The 19,126-nt window shown below is 30.3% G+C and carries 20 protein-coding genes; 13 read left to right on the top strand and 7 right to left on the bottom strand.

All coding sequences use genetic code 11. The annotated features are described in order from the left end of the window. Positions 1–15 precede the first annotated feature (15 nt). The 4 genes from gap (at position 16) to corA (ending at position 3,623) form a co-directional block, all read left to right on the top strand. Complete coding sequence (gene gap / locus NOVO_03745) at positions 16–1,023, top strand: Glyceraldehyde-3-phosphate dehydrogenase (protein AIL65135.1); 1,008 nt, start codon at positions 16–18, stop codon at positions 1,021–1,023. 10 nt (positions 1,024–1,033) lie between these two features. Further along, positions 1,034–2,239, top strand: a complete 1,206-nt coding sequence (pgk, locus tag NOVO_03740) for a Phosphoglycerate kinase (protein ID AIL65134.1) — start codon at positions 1,034–1,036, stop codon at positions 2,237–2,239. Then, entirely contained in the window at positions 2,229–2,561 is a 333-nt protein-coding gene (locus NOVO_03735; protein AIL65133.1) for a hypothetical protein, read from the top strand. The genes pgk and NOVO_03735 overlap by 11 nt, the downstream gene beginning before the upstream one ends. An 87-nt stretch (positions 2,562–2,648) precedes the next feature. After that, the gene (gene corA / locus NOVO_03730) at positions 2,649–3,623 is read left to right on the top strand and encodes a Magnesium transport protein CorA (GenBank protein ID AIL65132.1); all 975 of its coding nucleotides are present in this window, start codon (positions 2,649–2,651) and stop codon (positions 3,621–3,623) included. On the opposite strand, the gene NOVO_03725 is transcribed toward corA, so the two are convergent. Continuing rightward, entirely contained in the window at positions 3,620–4,156 is a 537-nt protein-coding gene (locus tag NOVO_03725) for an Outer membrane protein W (GenBank protein ID AIL65131.1), read from the bottom strand. The two genes, corA and NOVO_03725, sit on opposite strands and share 4 nt — an antisense overlap. 431 nt (positions 4,157–4,587) lie before the next feature. Between NOVO_03725 and NOVO_03720 the strand changes: the two genes are divergently transcribed. Further along, on the top strand, positions 4,588–4,806 hold the full coding sequence (locus NOVO_03720) for a hypothetical protein (GenBank protein ID AIL65130.1): 219 nt from the start codon (positions 4,588–4,590) through the stop codon (positions 4,804–4,806). A 62-nt stretch (positions 4,807–4,868) separates the two neighbouring features. Here NOVO_03720 and NOVO_03715 read toward each other — a convergent pair whose 3' ends face one another. The 3 genes from NOVO_03715 to NOVO_03705 form a co-directional block, all read right to left on the bottom strand. Beyond that, the gene (locus NOVO_03715; GenBank protein AIL65129.1) at positions 4,869–5,645 is read right to left on the bottom strand and encodes an Outer membrane protein W; all 777 of its coding nucleotides are present in this window, start codon (positions 5,643–5,645) and stop codon (positions 4,869–4,871) included. A gap of 145 nt (positions 5,646–5,790) precedes the next feature. After that, positions 5,791–6,522, bottom strand: coding sequence for an Outer membrane protein W (locus NOVO_03710; GenBank protein AIL65128.1), 732 nt, complete (start codon positions 6,520–6,522; stop codon positions 5,791–5,793). 248 nt (positions 6,523–6,770) lie between these two features. After that, positions 6,771–7,403 (bottom strand): Outer membrane protein W, encoded by a 633-nt coding sequence (locus NOVO_03705; GenBank protein AIL65127.1) that lies wholly within the window; start codon positions 7,401–7,403, stop codon positions 6,771–6,773. A gap of 260 nt (positions 7,404–7,663) precedes the next feature. On the opposite strand from NOVO_03705, the gene gcp reads away from it, so the two are divergent. From gcp to NOVO_03690, 3 genes are all read left to right on the top strand, one after another. Beyond that, a complete protein-coding gene (gene gcp / locus NOVO_03700) occupies positions 7,664–8,677 on the top strand; it encodes a tRNA N6-adenosine threonylcarbamoyltransferase (GenBank protein AIL65126.1) in 1,014 nt (337 codons plus the stop codon). After that, positions 8,674–9,594: a tRNA dimethylallyltransferase gene (gene miaA, locus NOVO_03695; protein AIL65125.1), complete on the top strand. Its 921-nt coding sequence runs from the start codon at positions 8,674–8,676 to the stop codon at positions 9,592–9,594. Before gcp ends, miaA begins: the two co-directional genes overlap by 4 nt. Before the next feature lie 391 nt (positions 9,595–9,985). After that, entirely contained in the window at positions 9,986–10,288 is a 303-nt protein-coding gene (locus NOVO_03690) for a hypothetical protein (GenBank protein ID AIL65124.1), read from the top strand. 112 nt (positions 10,289–10,400) lie between these two features. Here the strand turns inward: NOVO_03690 and xerD_2 are convergent, their stop codons facing one another. Then, positions 10,401–11,402, bottom strand: a complete 1,002-nt coding sequence (xerD_2, locus tag NOVO_03685) for a Tyrosine recombinase XerD (protein AIL65123.1) — start codon at positions 11,400–11,402, stop codon at positions 10,401–10,403. A 181-nt stretch (positions 11,403–11,583) separates the two neighbouring features. On the opposite strand from xerD_2, the gene aroK reads away from it, so the two are divergent. From aroK to pleD_1, 4 genes are all read left to right on the top strand, one after another. After that, on the top strand, positions 11,584–12,123 hold the full coding sequence (gene aroK / locus NOVO_03680; GenBank protein AIL65122.1) for a Shikimate kinase 1: 540 nt from the start codon (positions 11,584–11,586) through the stop codon (positions 12,121–12,123). 19 nt (positions 12,124–12,142) lie between these two features. Beyond that, entirely contained in the window at positions 12,143–13,420 is a 1,278-nt protein-coding gene (yfjD, locus tag NOVO_03675) for a Putative Mg2+ and Co2+ transporter (GenBank protein AIL65121.1), read from the top strand. A gap of 101 nt (positions 13,421–13,521) precedes the next feature. After that, the gene (gene cgtA / locus NOVO_03670) at positions 13,522–14,532 is read left to right on the top strand and encodes a GTP-binding protein Obg (GenBank protein AIL65120.1); all 1,011 of its coding nucleotides are present in this window, start codon (positions 13,522–13,524) and stop codon (positions 14,530–14,532) included. 193 nt (positions 14,533–14,725) lie between these two features. Further along, on the top strand, positions 14,726–15,685 hold the full coding sequence (pleD_1, locus tag NOVO_03665) for a Response regulator PleD (GenBank protein ID AIL65119.1): 960 nt from the start codon (positions 14,726–14,728) through the stop codon (positions 15,683–15,685). Between the two features lie 78 nt (positions 15,686–15,763). On the opposite strand, the gene NOVO_03660 is transcribed toward pleD_1, so the two are convergent. Beyond that, positions 15,764–16,582 carry an N-acetylglucosamine-binding protein A gene (locus NOVO_03660; GenBank protein ID AIL65118.1) on the bottom strand — a complete coding sequence of 273 codons (819 nt, stop codon included), beginning with the start codon at positions 16,580–16,582 and terminating at the stop codon, positions 15,764–15,766. Positions 16,583–16,785: 203 nt separating this feature from the next. Then, positions 16,786–18,693, bottom strand: a complete 1,908-nt coding sequence (gene pbpD / locus NOVO_03655) for a Penicillin-binding protein 4 precursor (protein AIL65117.1) — start codon at positions 18,691–18,693, stop codon at positions 16,786–16,788. A gap of 131 nt (positions 18,694–18,824) precedes the next feature. Between pbpD and NOVO_03650 the strand changes: the two genes are divergently transcribed. After that, positions 18,825–19,124, top strand: coding sequence for a frataxin-like protein (locus NOVO_03650; GenBank protein ID AIL65116.1), 300 nt, complete (start codon positions 18,825–18,827; stop codon positions 19,122–19,124). The last annotated feature ends 2 nt before the right edge of the window (positions 19,125–19,126 follow it).

Here is a 19,126-nt window from a genome sequence, read left to right as displayed (position 1 = left end):
AAGAAAGGTGAGTATATGACAGTTAAAATAGCAATTAATGGACTTGGACGTATAGGTCGCTCAGTTTTAAGAGCATTACTGGAATCAAATAAACCAGGATTAGAAATAATAGCAGCCAATGGTCCTGCAACTATAGAAGATCATGCCCACTTAATTAAATATGATTCTGTACATGGTATATTAAAGCAAAATATCCATATAGAAGAAAATAGTTTAATTATTGATCAACATAAGATTGAAATTATTAGAGAAAAGATACCAGAAAATCTACCATGGAAGAAGGTAGGTGTTGATATAGTTTTAGAATGCTCAGGAAAATTTAATAAAAAAATTGAAGCTGAAAAGCATATTATAGCAGGAGCTAAGAAAGTGATAGTTTCAGCTCCATGTGAAGACGCAGACAATACTATAGTATTTGGTGCCAATCATGAAAAATTGACAAAAGATCAACATGTGATTTCTGTAGGGTCTTGCACAACTAATGCTTTAGCACCTTTAGCAAAACTGTTAAATGATAATATTGGTATTGAAAGTGGGTTTATGACTACAATACATGCTTATACAAATGATCAAAATTTGCTTGATAATAGTCATAAAGACGTCAGAAGGGCTAGGGCCGCAGCTCTATCAATGATACCAACTTCTACAGGGGCAGCTCGTTCTATAGGATTAGTTTTACCAGAACTAGCTGGTAAGTTAGATGGATCTAGTATTAGAGTACCAACGCCTAATGTATCAATGATAGATCTAAGTTTTATTGCTAAGCGAAATACTAGTGTTGGTGAAATTAATACCTTAATTTTAACAAGTGCCAAACAAGAGTTAAAAAATATAGTAGATATAGCGCCTACCAAATTAGTGTCAATTGATTTTAACCATAATCCACATAGTTCTATATTCGATCCCTATGAGACTAAGGTAGTTGGAGATAAATTAGTACGCATTGTGAGTTGGTATGACAATGAATGGGGATTTTCAATGCGTATGTTGGATGCTGCAATGTTAATTTCTAAATTTATTTAAGGTTTATACAATGGATAATTTACGTCTTCTACAAGATTTGGATGTATCTAATAAAACTGTGATTGTACGTGTAGATTTAAATGTGCCTGTACTTAACGGTAAGATTGTTGACGATATTAGATTAAAAAAGATTTTACCAACACTAGAATATTTATTATTACGTAATGCAAAAATTGTTCTCATTTCCCATTTTGGTAGGCCTAAGGGAAAGTTTGTATCTGAAATGTCATTAAAATTTCTGGTTCATCCGTTAAGTGAAATGTTGCAAGGTAAAAAGGTCCATTTTGTAGAAAATTATATAGAAAAAGAGGCTGAGCAGTTTATTAATAGTTGTCAGAATGGTGATATAATTTTAATGGAAAATTTAAGATTTTATCCGGGTGAAACAAGTAATGAGGCTAATTTTGTAGAAAAATTAGCAAGATTAGGACAAATATATATAAATGATAGTTTTTCTTGTTCGCATAGAGAACATGCTTCGATAGTTGGTTTAGCTCAAAAACTGCCTAGTGCAGCAGGATTATTATTACACGAAGAAATAAAAAATTTACAGTCTTTTTGGAAGAATGCACATACACCTATAATGGCAGTAGTTGGAGGAGCTAAAATTTCTACTAAATTAGAATTACTCTACCAGCTTTTAGAAAAAGTAAATATATTAGTTATTGGGGGAGCGATGGCTAATAGCTTTCTGAAAGCTGAAGGTTTAAATATAGGAAAATCATTATACGAAGAAAATTTATTAGAGGAAGCACGAAATATAGTGTTCAAGGCTAATAAGCTTGGATGTAATTTAATATTGCCTATAGATGTTGTGATTGCAGATAGCATAGATTTAGGTCATACAAGTAGAATGGTGGATGTAGAATATGTGGATAATAATAGTGTTATAGCAGATCTTGGTCCTAAAACTGTTGAAATGATTAAAACACAAATAAAATATGCTAAATCTCTAGTTTGGAATGGCCCTTTAGGAGCATTTGAATATCCTCCTTTTGAGCAAGCAACTGTAATGGTAGCAAAAGAGGTGGTACAAGCTACTACTGATAGTAATTTATTAAGTCTTGCAGGAGGTGGAGATATACTCGCTGCTCTCAAGAATGAAAAGTTAGCGGAAGGATTTTCATATATTTCAACGGGAGGAGGAGCATTTTTGGAATGGCTGCAAGGAGATAAGCTACCTGGCATAGAAGTGTTATATAATAATGTTTGTTGAAATCTTAAATGTAAATGATATAGCAAGAATATATAGCTTATACGGTAATACATCTCAAATTATCTTAATGAATAAGGATAATAGTGTTAATTATCTTGGGCTAGGATATATCAAAATGCTTGCAGAAAAATCAGCACAATATAATTATGTTTTTATTTGTAACGTATCGGATAATGCATATGCGGTTCAAGCTGCTTTTAGAATGGGTTTTAAGAAAGTATATTATATAGGTAATCGAATAAAATTCAATAAATTGGATAGTATAGCTGTGCAGTATGATGCGCAGCTTTTCAATGAAATGAAACTACAAGCATTACTTTAATAAACTATAGTTTTTTCCTTAAGAAAAAGTAAAGAAATATTGTATAGCATTAAAAGTGGTCCCATAAAAAACTGAAGGGTAATACTAATGATTATATATACAAAATCACATCATACTATTACGAAGGAAGTGATGTCGCTCGATCAAAATATACCTGAAAATACTGTTTGGATTGATTTACCCAATATATCATCTGAAGAAGAGATAAAGTTAGAGAGATATTTTAACTTAGACTTACCTGTATATAAAGAAGTTCAGAGTAGTTCTATCTCCAATAGGTTATATGAAAAATATGATGCTATATTTATTACCATTACTTTGCATGTCAGTAATGAAGATAATATAGATGACTTAAGAGCTTATAATATTACGTTTGTCGTTATAAAAAATATTTTAATTACAATACGAGAATTAGAATCAGGGTTATTTAATGATATTTTATCTAATATAGAAATGAAGCATATAGCAGGTGAAAATGAGTGTTTCTCATTATTAGCAATGATGTTGGAAAATATTCTCAATTATATTTCTAGCTTTCTTGAAACAATAGATCATCATTTAGAAGAGAAAAATAACAATGTTGTTGCGCCTGCTCTTGCAGATAAAAAAATCAGTTATAAAGTGTTATTGAAAGATATTAGTAATATTGGTAATTCGGTTTCTAAGGCACGCGAGACTCTTTTAACCATCCATAGAGCGATAACTTTTTTATTACAAACTGAATTAGTAGAAAAACATAGGATATTTGCATCTCATATAAAAATGTTTTTGAAGGATATAGATGCCCTTAGAGATCATGCCACTTTCTTGGCAGGTAAGGTTAATTTTTTATTAGATGCTACTTTAGGGTTAATTAATATAGAACAAAATAATATTATAAAAATATTTTCGGTGGTCACAGTAATATTTACGCCTCCAACCTTAATAGCAAGTATATATGGGATGAATTTTGAAGTAATGCCTGAGTTAAAATGGGCAGCTGGTTATCCAATGGCGTTAATATTAATGCTAATCTCTGCTTGGATACCATATAGATATTTTAAAAAGAAGAATTGGTATTAAAATGTATAGGTAAGTCCTACAGTAATATTGATAGGATTTATTTTTAATTTATCACGTTTAGATCCTAAATATGAAATGATTTTTTTATTATGGTTATATATATCATTAGAAAATGCCATATCATATTTAGGCTTCAGTAAAAAGTACTTTATATCAATATTAAAAGCTATATTAGAATATAAATAAATATTACTGCCAATTTGGAATACAGGGCTATGGGCGTTTTTAGTTTTAATAGTAAGCATTGCTGTTTCTGAGTACCATATATTATGGTCTATGTAATTATAATATTTATTACCTTTTAAAAACATATACCCATAACCTAGCCCAATATATGGATTAACTATGCCTAAATTAGGTGTATGATACTGTAATGTAAGAATTATAGGAAAAGATTTAATTTTAATTGGTGTTTGAAATTCTGGAAATAGACTACCAAACATTTCATTAACTATAGCATCTTTGAAATTATTCTCATATGCTTTGTATGTGATATAACTTGTGCTTATTTCAGTAGAAATGTTATTACTCAACCAATAAATAGCAGAAATTTCTGTTCCTACATTATGTTTAAATCGTGTATTAAAAATATTTCCTTGTTCAGAGATAAAAATTTTGCCTGTGTTATCTTTAGTAATAGTTGTTTTAGTAGGAAAAGTATTTTGTATGCCAAATTTTATAGCTGTTTTTCCTTTAAGTTCTAGTGCCTGAGCCTCAGTAAAATAAAAAAATTTAATAATAGGGCAATAAAATTAAGGCATATTTTTAGAAGGTATTTCATATAATTTTTTGTAGTGAATTTGTATTGTATTGCAAAAGATATACAGTGTGTTAATAAGAAAGTCAATAAAGTAATAAATTATGGGTATATATCTCAATCAATTTATATTAGTGTTAAGAATATATATTATTACTAATAAATTTGAAGTAGTTATATTAATAAATTAATATAGGGAGATATAAAATGATTATAACTAAAGAGGCAGCATCTATACGGAAGGTTTTATGCGAAGCAGCATATTTACATGATGTACAAAAGATTCTATCACAACCACTTATGATGTATCCTACCAAAGAAATATTAATCGAGCGAGCTAAACTAATAAAATCGGAGTGTGAACAACCGGATAATATGGACTATCTTAGAGTGATAGGGGCATTAGATAGTGATCAAACAGATTAGTATAACTATGGTAAGGTTGTGGAAAGTAGGAAGTTTTATGACTTCCTACTATATAAGCAATATTAAAATCTATAATTTAAGCCAAGTGTAACCGTTACAGGGTTCAATTTAGTTTTGTAGCTACGCGATAATGAGTGATAATTAGATTCTTTCCCAAAAACATAAATGCTACGGTCTGCGGATATTGTATATCTAGGTTTTAGCCAAAAATATTTTACATCAACATTTAGACCAAAATTATTACCTAAGTCAAAATTACTACCAATTTGAGCTACAGGGCCATGGGCATCCTTAGATTTGATCCTTATTTTATCTAAAAATTGTATCTCTGATATTATAGGTGTTTTATAATAATGATTTCCTTTTAAAAAAGCATAGCTGTAACCAGCCCCTACATATGGTTGGAAGATACCTAAAGTAGGTGTATGATATTGTAGTATAAAGTTTACAGGAATAGATTTAATTTTAAGTGTGGTAGAGATTTTAGGTGTACCGTCCCTTGAGTATAAATATGTAAATGCATCAGGAAAACTATGAGAGGCTGCCTTATATTCAGTATAGCTTATTCCTAGCTCAGCAGCAAAATTGTTAGTTAAAAAATAACTAGCAGAAAATTCAGCTCCTATAGCATTTTTAAATTTATTTTTAAAAATTCTATCATCACGATCTATTATCAAATCACCATGAGAATCTTTTATATTTTCGTGAGCTGTTGGAAAATATCCTTGCACACCAAGTTTTGTTAAAATACTTCCTGTGCGATCTAATTCTTGCGCAAATAAAGTATTAGAGAATGCTAATAACAGAGTTATAGCAGTTATAGTTAATAGTTTTTTCATATATATCTCAAATAATTACAATAGATTAAAAAACTTAATATTTTATAGATAAATTATAATACTCCGTCAAGATAAAATGGGTGAGCTTTTAGGAAAAGTAAGGCAAGGTTAAGAGAGAGTGTCTCTCTCTTAACACTAATAAATGCTAGAACTTATAGGTTAAACCAAGTGTAACTACCACAGGGTTCATTTTAGCTTTATAAGTTTTATACTCAGAGATTGATCTTAAAAGAGTAGTAGTTTCAGAAGAAAGTTTATATTTAGGTCTCAACCAAGAATATTTTACATCAAAATTTACACCTAGATTTTGTCCTAAATCAAAATTGCTACCCACTTGTATAACTGGAGTACCTACATTTTTAGGTTTCACTCTAAAAGTGGCCTTCATAAAGATATCTTCATAAGTGTAAGTATGTTTATTTTTAAAGAAATTATAGCTATAACCCGCTCCTACATATGGTTGAAAAGCGCCATAAGTTGGTGTGTGATATTGTAACATTAATGTTACAGGGAATGCTTTAGTTTTAATAGAGCTGTTAAAGTTAGCTGGTACTTCTCCTAATGCTTCCATAATTAGAGCATCTTTAAAGCTATTATTTTTTAATTTATATTCTGTATATCCTACGCTTAAATCTGCAGCAAAGTTATCCGTAAAGAAATAGCCGGCAGATAGTTCTACACCTGCAGAATTTTTGAATTTATTTTTAAATACAGGATGATTTTCTACTGTATATTTAGAATGAGTTGTTGGAAATATGCCTTGCACTCCTAGTTTTGTTAATATGTTACCTTCACGTGTTATTTCTTGAGCAGATACTCCGCTACCTAATGTAAGCAACACTGTGCTTATCGCACAACCTGTTAATAATTTATTCATCATATGCTCCCTATAGTGGTGATATCAATATATAGAAATTATAACATATAAATTATTACGCTTAGAATAAACGTTTAATTAAATTGGAAAAATAGCTTAGTTTCCAAAATGAGATGCAAAAATATCACAGTAGTGAATTTTAAAAGTTAGAGTTTAGATGTATGTATCTATTATGGGTGATAAAAAAAACCGGCATATAATTATACATACCGGTTTTTAAAGTAAAATAAAAAATTTAGTGTTGAAGACTAGAACTTATAAGTTACACCTAAAGTCACAACTGTAGGGTTCATTTTATATTTTTCCTTTTTATCTGCAACTTTATATTTTGGTTTTAACCAGAATTGTTTTACATCTAAATTTAAACCAAAGCTTTCGCCTAAGTCAAAATTACTACCAACTTGTAATACTGGAGCAGATACATTTTTAGCTTTTCTTTTTACAGTTGATTCTTTATTTTTTTTGCTTTGTAAGAAAGCATAGCTGTAACCAGCACCTACATATGGGCTAGCAAAACCAAAAGTAGGAGTATGGTATTGTAACATTAAAGTAACAGGTACCGCATTGGTTTTTAATGTGTCTGTACTACCAACTACATTTTTTAATTTGTATTGTGTATAGCTAACACCTAGCTCAGCAGCAAAATTATCGGTGAAGAAATATGTACCAGCTAATTCAACGCCAACAGCATTTTTAAATTTTGATTTTTTAGCTACATTACCAGCAGCATCTTTGCTTTTATTTTCAGCTGTAGGGAATATGCCTTGTACACCAATTTTTGTAAACACAGAACCTTCACGTGTTATTTCTTGAGCAGAAGCAACACCACTGAAAGCTAATAATGATGTACTAATTGCACATCCTACTAAAAACTTTTTCATATAATAAACTCCATAAATAAAAGAGGTTGATTCAATAATTATTGATCTAGTATCCTAGATACATTTTTGAACTTTGCCCAGACTTTTATCATAAATAACATTTATAATCAATAACTATTATATAATATTTTAACTTAATGTGGTAAAATTATGATAGTGTTGTTGTAATATAGCATCATATTTGCTATATACAAATATAATAAAATCACGTAAATAACAATAAAAATATGCACCATCTAAATATTCATTAAGGTAATATATTGATTAAAGTTTTAGGTATTGAAAGCAGTTGTGATGAAACTGCGGTAGCTATTATCAGCGATAAAAAAGAAATTATTTCTAATTTAGTAAACTCTCAGCTTACAGAGCATAGTCCTTACGGAGGGGTAGTGCCTGAAATTGCTGCACGTATGCACATGGAAAAATTAGATACCCTAATTTTGCAAAGTTTAAAACAAGCAAATCTTGGTTTAGAAGCATTGGATGCTATATCAGTTACTACAGGACCTGGCCTTATTGGAGGGTTAATAGTTGGTCTGATGACGGCTAAGGGTATTGCTTCTGTTATTAATAAACCTTTAATTGCAGTAAATCATTTGGAAGGACATGCTTTAAGTGTAAGGCTTACAAGTGATGTAGAGTTTCCTTTTTTGTTGTTACTAATTTCAGGTGGGCATTGCCAAATTTTAATTGTCAAAAATGTTGGTTCATATCAGCAATTAGGTACTACGCTTGATGATGCGCTGGGAGAGGCATTTGATAAAGTAGCTAAAATGTTAAAATTAAGTTATCCAGGAGGACCTAATATTGAGAAGTATGCAGAGTATGGTGATAATTTAAGATTTTCATTCCCTCGTTCTTTACGAGGTACGCCAAACTGTAATTTTTCATTTTCTGGTCTAAAAACAGCTGTAAAGCGTACAGTAGATACTTTTGAGATACTAGAAAAACAAGATATTTGTGATATTTGTGCTTCTTTTCAATATACAGTAACAGAAATTTTAGAAGATCGGTTAAGTAATGCTTTGGAGTATTGTAATAAGTATTATCCCTCAATTAATTCATTGGTAATAGCAGGAGGAGTGGCATCAAATAGATTTATTAGAGATAGGTTGTCAACTCTTGCCACTAAGAATAATTTTCAATTATTAGTACCTCCCATCGAATTATGTACTGATAATGCTGCAATGATAGGATGGGTAGGTATAGAAAGGCTGAAACTAGGTTTAATAGATAATTTAAATGTAGTGCCTAAAGCTGTGTGGCCATTATGAGCTTAAAAATACTTGTAATAGCAGGACCTACTGCTTCTGGTAAATCAAGGTTGGCATTGTATTTAGCGGAAAAATATAATGGAGTTATTATTAATGCTGATGCGCTGCAATTATATAAATATATACCAATTCTTTCGGCGCAGCCAAGTAAGGATGATTTATTACAGCAAGAACACAGGCTTTATAGTATATTAGAACCAGATAAGCTATGTTCAGTAGGAAGTTTCTTGAAATTGGCTATTAACGAAATTGAAAATGTGTTTAATAAAAATAAACTACCCATAATTGTAGGGGGTAGTGGGCTATATATACGTAGTTTAATATACGGTCTATCAGAGATACCAGAAATTAGCGAAACTCTTAGGGAGGAAATACGAAATCAATATGATTTGGTAGGTGCTGAGAGTTTTTATCAATCTTTAATTAAAGCAGATCCTAAGGTGGAAGGTATTATTAGAAATACAGATAGTCAGCGTATGATAAGAGCATTTGAGGTAATAAAGCAAACTAGCAAATCTATAATAGAATGGCAAAAAGATAAAATTATTCCGTATTATAACCAAAATCAATTTATACAAATAACATTAATGCCAGATAGAAACTACTTATATAATAATTGTAACGTACGTTTCAAGAATATGATAGAAAATGGTGTGATAGAAGAAATTAAAGTTTTAATTAAAAAAAATATAAAAATAGATGCCGTTAAGAAGGCTGTAGGTATGATTGAAATGATCCAATATCTAGAAGGTACAATAGATTTATCAGAATTAATTAAGTTAGGTGAACAGAAGACTAGAAACTATGCTAAAAGGCAAATTACTTGGTTTAAGCATCAATTACCAGAAGCTAAGCGTATTTTATATGCTGATTATAACGAATTAGTTAATACAGTGAATTATATAAATTTATTGTAAAGATACTTCATAATAAAAAAACAATAATAAAAATTAGTTTATTAGTAAATAATTACTTGATAAATGCTGATTGAATTACTATATAACTCTTATATTAAAAAGACTTTACAAAGTTATAATATCTTGACAAGAATATTTAAATGATATTTAATGCGTTAAGATAATAAGTTTAATAAATGTAAATATGTCAATTTGTAATACAAATGTCTACAAAGAGGTTTATATATTTATTAACATTTATAATATATGGTAGAAACATAATTCGTTTATATCTGTATTTAGTATCATGTAATGGCACTAATAAGTTAATAAGCGTTGTAATTTATGGTACTTATGATTAAGACAGAATCGGTTCATAAAGTTACCAATATGGGAGTAAAGAGGAAGTAAAATGCAATTGTTAAAAGACATAGGAGATTATTTGGCATCTGATAAAGCTAAGGGTGCAGATGAAGATAGTGCGATATATGATGTTCGATACGCTTGTAGGGCTAGCGTATTGATTAATGAATCGCTACAGAAAGGCTGTGATGTTATGCAATTACCTAATGGTGATATTGTAGTAACAGAAAAGAAGACCTTTACATTTCAATATACATGGGATGATAAAAAAGGTAAGTTAGTAAGAGTACAATCTGCTAATAGAGTGAGGAAACTCAGAACAAAGAAAAAAACTCGTGGTAGCTCTTATTAAACAAATAGAAATCTTCAACTAAGTAGATATAAACACAAAAAATCATAACTAGTTGTAGAGAAAAAATCGTTATTATTAGTTCTATACTTATGATTAAGAATAAAAAGGCCTCTTATGCAGGGGTCTTTTTATGTTTGGATGAGATAATCAAAGGTAATAATTTTTCTACAGTGGACTTAAGTTTGTTTGGCTGAATATGTGTATAGATCTGAGTAGAACTAATATCTGCATGGCCAAGTAATTCTTGAATAAAGCGTAAATCTGCCCCTTGTTCTAAAATATGACTTGCAAATGAATGGCGCAATACATGTGGAGAAACTCGTTTTGGATCCATATTGGCTTGTAGAGCAAGTTGCTTTATTAACTGACCAAAGCGTTGTCTGGTTATATATCCTGTTTTGGAATTAGATGGAAAAAGATAGTTATTAAATTTATTAATGTTAGGTATAAATTTATGGCGTATATTAAGATAGTTATTAATAGCCATAGCTGCATTATTATTAATTATGGTGAGCCTTTCTTTATTACCCTTGCCATTCACAATTATAGTTTGTTCAGCAATCTGAGAACTGGAAGATGAGAAAAATTGTAAATTATTAAGTTTTAACGAGATGAGCTCTGACACGCGTAATCCTGTGGCATATAGTGTTTCAAGCATTGCAGTGAGTCTTGTACCTTCACTTGATAAATCAAGTTTTGATATATTAATTAATAATTCAATTTCTTTTACAGAAAGCACTTTGGGTAAAGATCTTCCTTTTCTTGGAGAATCAAGTAGCAATGCAGGATTACTAAATATAAGCTGTTCTGAATATAAGAATTTATAAAATTGTTTTAGCGTAGAAATTTTACGTAAAATAGTAGATTTATTATAGCTTGAAAGAGAAGAAATATAATGACGCAATGTAGCTATGTCACATTGTAAACAATTTTTATTATGTAGGGCAAGAAAACTAAAAAAAGATGAAAGGTCATTGCTATATGAGCTTATAGTGTTTTGAGTCGCTGCACGCTCTGTAATTAGCATTTCTAAGAATAATTCAAGGTGATGATGGTTCATTATATCGATAAATTGAAGTAAATATAAGCTTATTTTAAATTTTCTCAAAAGCATTTACCTAATATACATTATATATTTATATTTGACTATGGTATATTATGTATTTATGTTTTAACAAGTTATAGGTAATATTTTATACTTTATAATGGTTAATATATTAACATATTTGATATATAAATATCATAATGTGTATCTTTAATATGTAATATACAAAGTTTATTGCAATGAGTATAATATGGATACAGAGTTAATTAAAAAACCTATAGTTTTAATTGGGGTAATGGGAGCAGGTAAAACTACTATAGGTATGAAATTGGCACAAAAATTACAATTACCTTTTATTGATACAGATGCTGAAGTAGCAAAGAAAGCAGGATGTTCAATTGCTGATATATTTAAATATCAAGGAGAAGAGTATTTTATCAAATTAGAAACTCAGCTGATAAAAGAATGGTTAAATAAGGTTGTTATACTTTCAACAGGAGGAAAGAGCTTTGCTATAGAAGAGAATAGAAAGTTAATTAAGGAGTATTCTATTTCAGTGTGGTTAAAAGTAGAGTTTGATATATTATACGAGAGAGTATCACGTAAAAAAACTAGACCGCTACTGGAGCGTGGTAATAAAGCCGTTATATTAAAAGAGTTAATAGAAGAATTATATCCTATATATGCTGAAGCTGATATTACAATTACTAGTAGCGATATGTCACATAATGTGATAGTAGATACTATAATTGAGGAACTAGCAAGTATATGTACAAGTATACCACGCTAAACTTTTGTTAGTAAGAGTTATGATAGATTTGGTAATAGTTGTTTTAAGTATAGTGGGATTAATAATTATATCTGCGTTTTTTTCTGCAGCTGAAACTTCTATTACTAGTATATCTCAAGCTACTTTGCATAAATTAAAAATGTCAGGCCATAAAAAAGCAATTATGGTTAGCGATATTCATGCCAATAAAGAAAGGTTTATTAGTACATTATTGTTAAGTAATAGTGCAAGTAACACTTGCGCTGCTGCTTTATGTACCACTTTCATGATCACTATATTAGGTAATAAAGAAAGTACTATTATATATGCAAGCTTTTTGATGACAATTGTAATATTTATGTTTGGTGAAGTGCTACCCAAAAGCTATGCATTTTTATACCCAGAGAAAACGGCATTTTTTGCAGCACCTGTAGTGAGATTGTTAATGAAAATATTATCTCCTGTAGCTTCGTCTATACAAATTATTATTAACTTATTACTACCTTCCAGTATACGTTATAAATCTACTTATCCAATGATTTCTGGGACAGAGGAATTAAGAGGAGCAATTGATTTACATCATCATAAAGGGTCTGTGGTAAAAACAGAGCGTGATATGCTGGATAGTATATTAGATTTATCAGAAACTACAGTAAGTAGTGTGATGATACATAGAAAAAAATTATTTACGATAGATATAAATTTATCTATAGAAGAGATAATAGACCAGGCGTTAGGTAGCACTTATACACGTATACCTCTCTGGAAAGATGATCCAGATAATATAGTATCAGTTTTGCATTTGCGGGATTTGGTAAGGATATTACGTCATAATAAGGGTATTTTAGACCAGGAGGACTTAAATTCTATTATAACACCTCCTTGGTTTGTTCTAGAAAACACTTCATTGGCTACCCAGTTGCATGAATTCCGTAAGCGTCGTAATCATTTTGCTTTAGTTATAGATGAATATAGTGATTTATTAGGAGTAGTGACGTTAGAAGATATATTGGAAGAGATTGTGGGTCAAATAGAGGATGAGCATGATACTGTATCTCAAGGTATAAAAATATTATCCCCTACTACCTATATAATTGAAGGAGAAGTGACTATAAGGGATATTAATAGAGAGCTGGGTTGGAAATTACCTGACGAGCAAGTAAGTACATTAGCAGGGCTTATTATGTATGATACCGAAATAGTACCTGAAGTAGGGGAGATGTGTGAATTGTATGGAATTAGGTTTACAATTATAGAAAAATATTATAACCAAATTTCTAAAATAAAAGCAGAAATATTACCCAAGGATTGGATTTAACATTCGGTGCTAAGAACCATCGGTAAGTAGGAAGAAACACATATGCTAATTCAAATCAAAAAACTATAAAGAATAAAATAATATATTCGAGTATAAAAATTATGCAATTCTTAGATGAAGTAAAAATATACGTAAAAGCTGGTGATGGAGGTGCTGGATGTGTTAGTTTCCGACGTGAAAAAAATATTCCTTTTGGAGGGCCAGATGGAGGGAATGGAGGTAAGGGCGGTGATATAATATTACGTGCTGTGTCTGGACTTAATACCTTAATTGATTTTCGTTATAAGCAACATTTTAAAGCTCGTAATGGGGGACATGGTAAAGGTAGCAACAGAAGTGGTTTATCTACTCCTACTATGATATTGAATGTACCTGTAGGTACGCAAGTTTTTGATGCTGAAAATGAAATATTAATTGCTGATTGTAACAAAGTAGGACAAGAAGTGGTGTTGGTTAAAGGAGGCAATGGGGGTGTAGGTAATGCATATTATAAGAGTTCTATTAATAGAGCACCTAAAAAATCTCTGCCTGGTTTTGAAGGGGAAGAATTATGGGTATGGTTAAAATTAAAATTGCTTGCAGATGTAGGGTTGGTGGGCTTGCCTAATGCTGGTAAATCAACGCTTCTTTCACGTATTTCAGCAGCAAAACCAAAGATTGCCGATTATCCGTTTACTACGCTTAAACCTCAGCTTGGTGTTGTATATATAGATGAGCATGAATTTGTAGTAGCGGATATTCCGGGACTAATAGAAAATGCATCACTTGGTGCTGGACTAGGACACAGATTTTTAAAACATATAGAAAGATGTAGAGTTTTACTTCATTTAATAGATAGTACAAATGTAGACGTTACTCAAGATTACACTACTATACGAAATGAGCTTAAGAACTATGATAACACATTAATAGGTAAAAAAGAATTTATAGTATTAAATAAAAGTGATGCACTCAGTAAAGAAGAATTGTATAATAAAAGAAATATTTTAAGAGAAATGACCGGACAAGAAATATATATATTATCAGGCGCTACAGGTCACGGAATAGAAAACATATTACGGTTGGTATATAAGCAATTAGTATCTTTAGAAGAACAAGATATAATTTTGTAGATTTTACCAATAATTCCAAAATTTGTTTTTACATAGAAAAGTTGAAAAAGAAAATATTTTTTATGTAGATAATATTTAAAATACATTATAATATTAAATAATAGGTTTACAAGGTTATATAAGTAAATATTTGATTAAATTTTACTAGCAATATATTGATTTATACGTTATATGCTAAATGTGAATGGCAAATATGAATATATTGAAACCCATAATTGAATATAAGAAAAATAAGATGATATGTAATTTTGATACACATTATAAGTTTTCTTATGCTGAATTATTATATGTTGATATAAGTCCAGAAGTATTAAACCTATTAGGATATACAGTTGAAGAGATTATATTAACAGGCCTAAGGCCACTTATAATAAAGGCACGTCTTATTGCTAAAGATCAAATGATAGATATAGATCTTAAAGAACTAGACGTAGCTGTGCAAAATAGATGTAAAAACTTTGAAAAATGGGAAGCTGATTATTTAATACGTCGGAAGGATGAAAGTATTATATGGATATCGGATGTTACATATCCATGGTATGATCAAGACAATAATTTGATAGGGGTTATAGGTTGTTTAAGAGATATCACATCGAGAGTGAAAGCTGAAACTACCTATAAGGAAAAGTTATTGAAACAAGCATATACGGACCCTCTTACAAATTTGGCTAATAGAAGGTGTTTTTTTGAGCATTTAGATATAGAAATAAAAGGTAATGTCAGGAGTGTATCTATATTATTGATTGATTTAGATTATTTTAAACGAATTAATGATCAATATGGGCATTATGTAGGTGACCAGATTCTACAAGGGGTAGCTGATAAAATAAGAAGCTGTATAAGAGCGACAGATATAGCAGCTAGACTCGGGGGAGAAGAATTTGGAATATATTTACCTGATACAGAATTAGTTAAAGCAGAAGAAGTAGCGCAACGTTTGCGCAATTTGATTAACGAGTCTACTTTTGTATTACAAGAATATAATTTTGCAATTAATTGTACAGTATCAATAGGTGTTGCTTCTACATCATCTATTTCATCTACTACCCTAATGGATTTATATAAATTAGCTGATAAGAGGTTATATAAGGCAAAAGCTACGGGGCGTAATCAGGTGTCAATAACAGATGATTATACATGTTTTATAAATTGAAATTTATAAAACATGTATTTATTGATCAAAGCAATTTCCCTGATTTAGGAGATAAATGTACTAAACCAGGGACAAAAATTAAAGTTCGTTATGTACTGGATGGTCATAATTATTGCATAATTTACCTTGTAAATCTACAATTTGTTCATTTGTAAGTTTAATAGTTATATCACTTGGTGGGGTAGGAGGTGTATCTTTTTTAAAATTAACGTCAAGGCAATTATAAAAACCTTCTCCTGCAGGATCAACACGCTGCCATCTTAAATATAAAATAGCATTTTCATGAGAATCTAATATAGGATAATCTAAATTATCTACGGCAAACTCATAATACTGGCTTGTTTCACAGTGTGGAATTTTACCATCTTTAGCCTTTATATCAGTTATAGTTTTAATTAATACTAAATTATCCCAATTAAGGGGGTGGATACCAGAGTTATAATCTTCTTTAGAAAGATAAACTTCCCAATAACTAGGATTATGTGTTGCTGTAGCGCAGAATTGTAGATTGATTTCAAAATGTCCGTCCTTATCAACATTAATATCGTTTTTATACCATGTATCTGAAACAACATTCATACCAGATTTCTTCATATCTCCTGCACTACACAAATTACCATCGGAGATTTTTTCTTTAACACTGTTAATGTCATGATAATTTTCTACATTCATACTAAATTCTTGTTTCTGAGTAAATTGGTATACACCACTCTTTTTGAAAGCTTCGCGACATGCGTCATTTGGAATAGCACTTCCATCAGGCGGGTAGTTAAATCCACCATCTTCAAAACATTTAGTTTGACGTGCTATGGGGTTTGAACTATATCCATGTGCATTAGTTGAGGAAATAAAAAAAGGAGTAAGTGCGATTGTACTTAGAAGTGGTAATGTAAACATATATACCCCCGTAAAATTGGATTGTTTAATTTATAATACCTATATTATTATAATAGAATTTTTAAAATATTTAAATGTTAATATATCTGAATATTAATAAGTAAAATCTTATAATACTAAAAGGTAAAAAAATTATAAATATAAAAAATATTACGGAAATACATATTATGTCCAAAATTATAACATTATGTTAATAGTTTTAATTATGGCAAAGAATCTTCTTGATAAATTTCTTTCAAGGTTTGTAAGTCTATTATTGTATTGCTGCCCAGAGCATTATTCATAAATTCTTTCCATATATAAGCAGGTAATGTACCACCCGTTACTTTTTTCATTGGTTGATTATTATCATTTCCTACCCATACACCTGCTGTAAGGTCTCCTGCAAAACCTATAAACCAAGCATCTCTATAATCTTGAGTGGTACCAGTTTTGCCGTATGCAGCTCTTTCTTCTAGTTGAGCAGACTTGCCTGTACCTGTAGATACAGCGCTTCGGAGCAAATTTTTTAGGTCTAGCACTGTTTGGGTGTTCATGATACGAGTAGGGGTAGAGATTTGTCTCTTATACAATATACGACCATTCTGCGTATATATAGATTTAATGCCATATGGCCATAATGCATAGCCATTATTAGGGATAGTTGCAAAAGCACTAGTTAATTCTAGTAAATTTACTTCTACGCTTCCTAAAGCAAGACTTGGATGGGAATGTATGTATGATGTAATGCCTAATTTATGGGCAAAACTTATTACTTTTGTTCTACCAATACTTTCAGAAAGTTTTACAGAAGCTGTATTAATGGAGCGTGCAAATGATTCTTCTAAGGTTATTTCTCCTAAATATTGGCGTGTATAATTTTTAGGTTGCCACTTATTTATAGTAATAGGACTATCAGAAATAATACTTTTAGTGTTGTATCCGTTCTCTAGTGCTGCTGCATAAACAAATAATTTAAAAGCAGAGCCAGCTTGCCGTTGTGCTTGTACTGCTCTATTAAATGGGCTTGAATGATAATTCGTACCCCCTACCATAGCTAAAACCTCTCCATGTTTTGATAGCACTACCATAGAAGCTTCTGTGGTATTATATTTATGCCCATGTAGCTTGATAATTTTTTGTACGGCTTCTTCTGCATATTGTTCTAACTTTAGATCAAGTGTAGTTTTTATAATTAGGTCAGACTCTATATCATTAGTAAAATTATTGATTTGGTCTACTATCCAAGTTGCAAAATATAAATTTTTTAATCTTCCAAGCGCAGAAGTATTAAGTAATACTACAGTATGTTTAGTGGCTTTAATATCATTATCTGTAATAAATCCAGCTTCTTTCATATTAAGCAAAATTTGAAAAGCACGCTTACCAGACAATTCAATATTTTTAATAGGAGTATAACGTGAGGGTGCTTTTAATAATCCAGCTATAATTGCTGCTTCATATAGATTAATTTGTGATATTTCTTTGCCAAAATAATATTTAGCTGCAGCATCTACACCATAGATTCCTGATCCTAAATATACCCTATTTAAATATATAGCAAGAATTTGTTGTTTAGTAAATTTCCTTTCTAAGATTAAAGCTAGAACTAATTCTTGGATCTTGCGTTTTATAGTACGCTCGGGCGTAAGAAAAATAATTTTAGCTAATTGTTGGGTGATGGTGCTCCCGCCTTGTACTACATATCCAGCTTTATAGTTTGCATAAGTAGCACGTATTAACCCTATAACATCGATTCCTGGATGGTAAAAAAAGCGTCTATCTTCAGTTGCAAGTACTGCTTGGATGAGAACTTTAGGTATATGCTGGAAATCAAGATAATTACCATATAAGTCACCAAAACGAGCTAGGATTTCATTATTGGTATTAAGTAAAGTAATAGATCTTTGTTTTTGTAGCTGTTCAAGTTTAGTTAAATCAGGTAGGTCATGGCTATAATAAAGTAATATACTAGCAGTAATAGTGAGACACCATATCATGATTATTAATGTCCACTTGCATAAATGTTTGAAAATGTTAAAAAGCATGAATCTTGGTTTAGTGGTTTTATGTTTGAGAAGATTAGGTGTTTTAGCTAATAATTTTTTATTAGATTTAGATGGTGAAGACATTTAAGTATTTTAATAGTTTTTAAAATTTTTTCTATAAATTTCCATTGCATTGTTTTATACATAGCATATGTTATATGAATATTAAAGTATATTAATAAGTATAGGAAATGAATGATTACACAGGAATATACATGGAATTTAACATTTTAGCCATTAATAGTTTAGAAAATTTGTATGAAAAGCTTGAAACTAATGAAGCATTTAATGATTTAGAAATAGATTTTGTAAATAACGAGGTATTATATATAGCTTCTGAGAAGAATCAAGAATATGTTATTAATAAACACTCTCCTTCTCGGCAGATTTGGTTTTCTTCTCCGCTTACTGGTACGTATTATTTTTCTTATGATATATCGAAAAAATTATGGCTTGATAAAGAAGGTAAAGAGTTAGAAGATCTTATAATAGGAGAATTAAAGCGTATTATATAAAT

This window comes from Rickettsiales bacterium Ac37b (assembly GCA_000746585.2).
In the GTDB taxonomy this organism is placed as follows: domain Bacteria; phylum Pseudomonadota; class Alphaproteobacteria; order Rickettsiales; family Arcanibacteraceae; genus Ac37b.
Note: the sequence above shows the minus strand (reverse complement) of the source record. Positions and strands in the feature narration are given on the sequence as shown.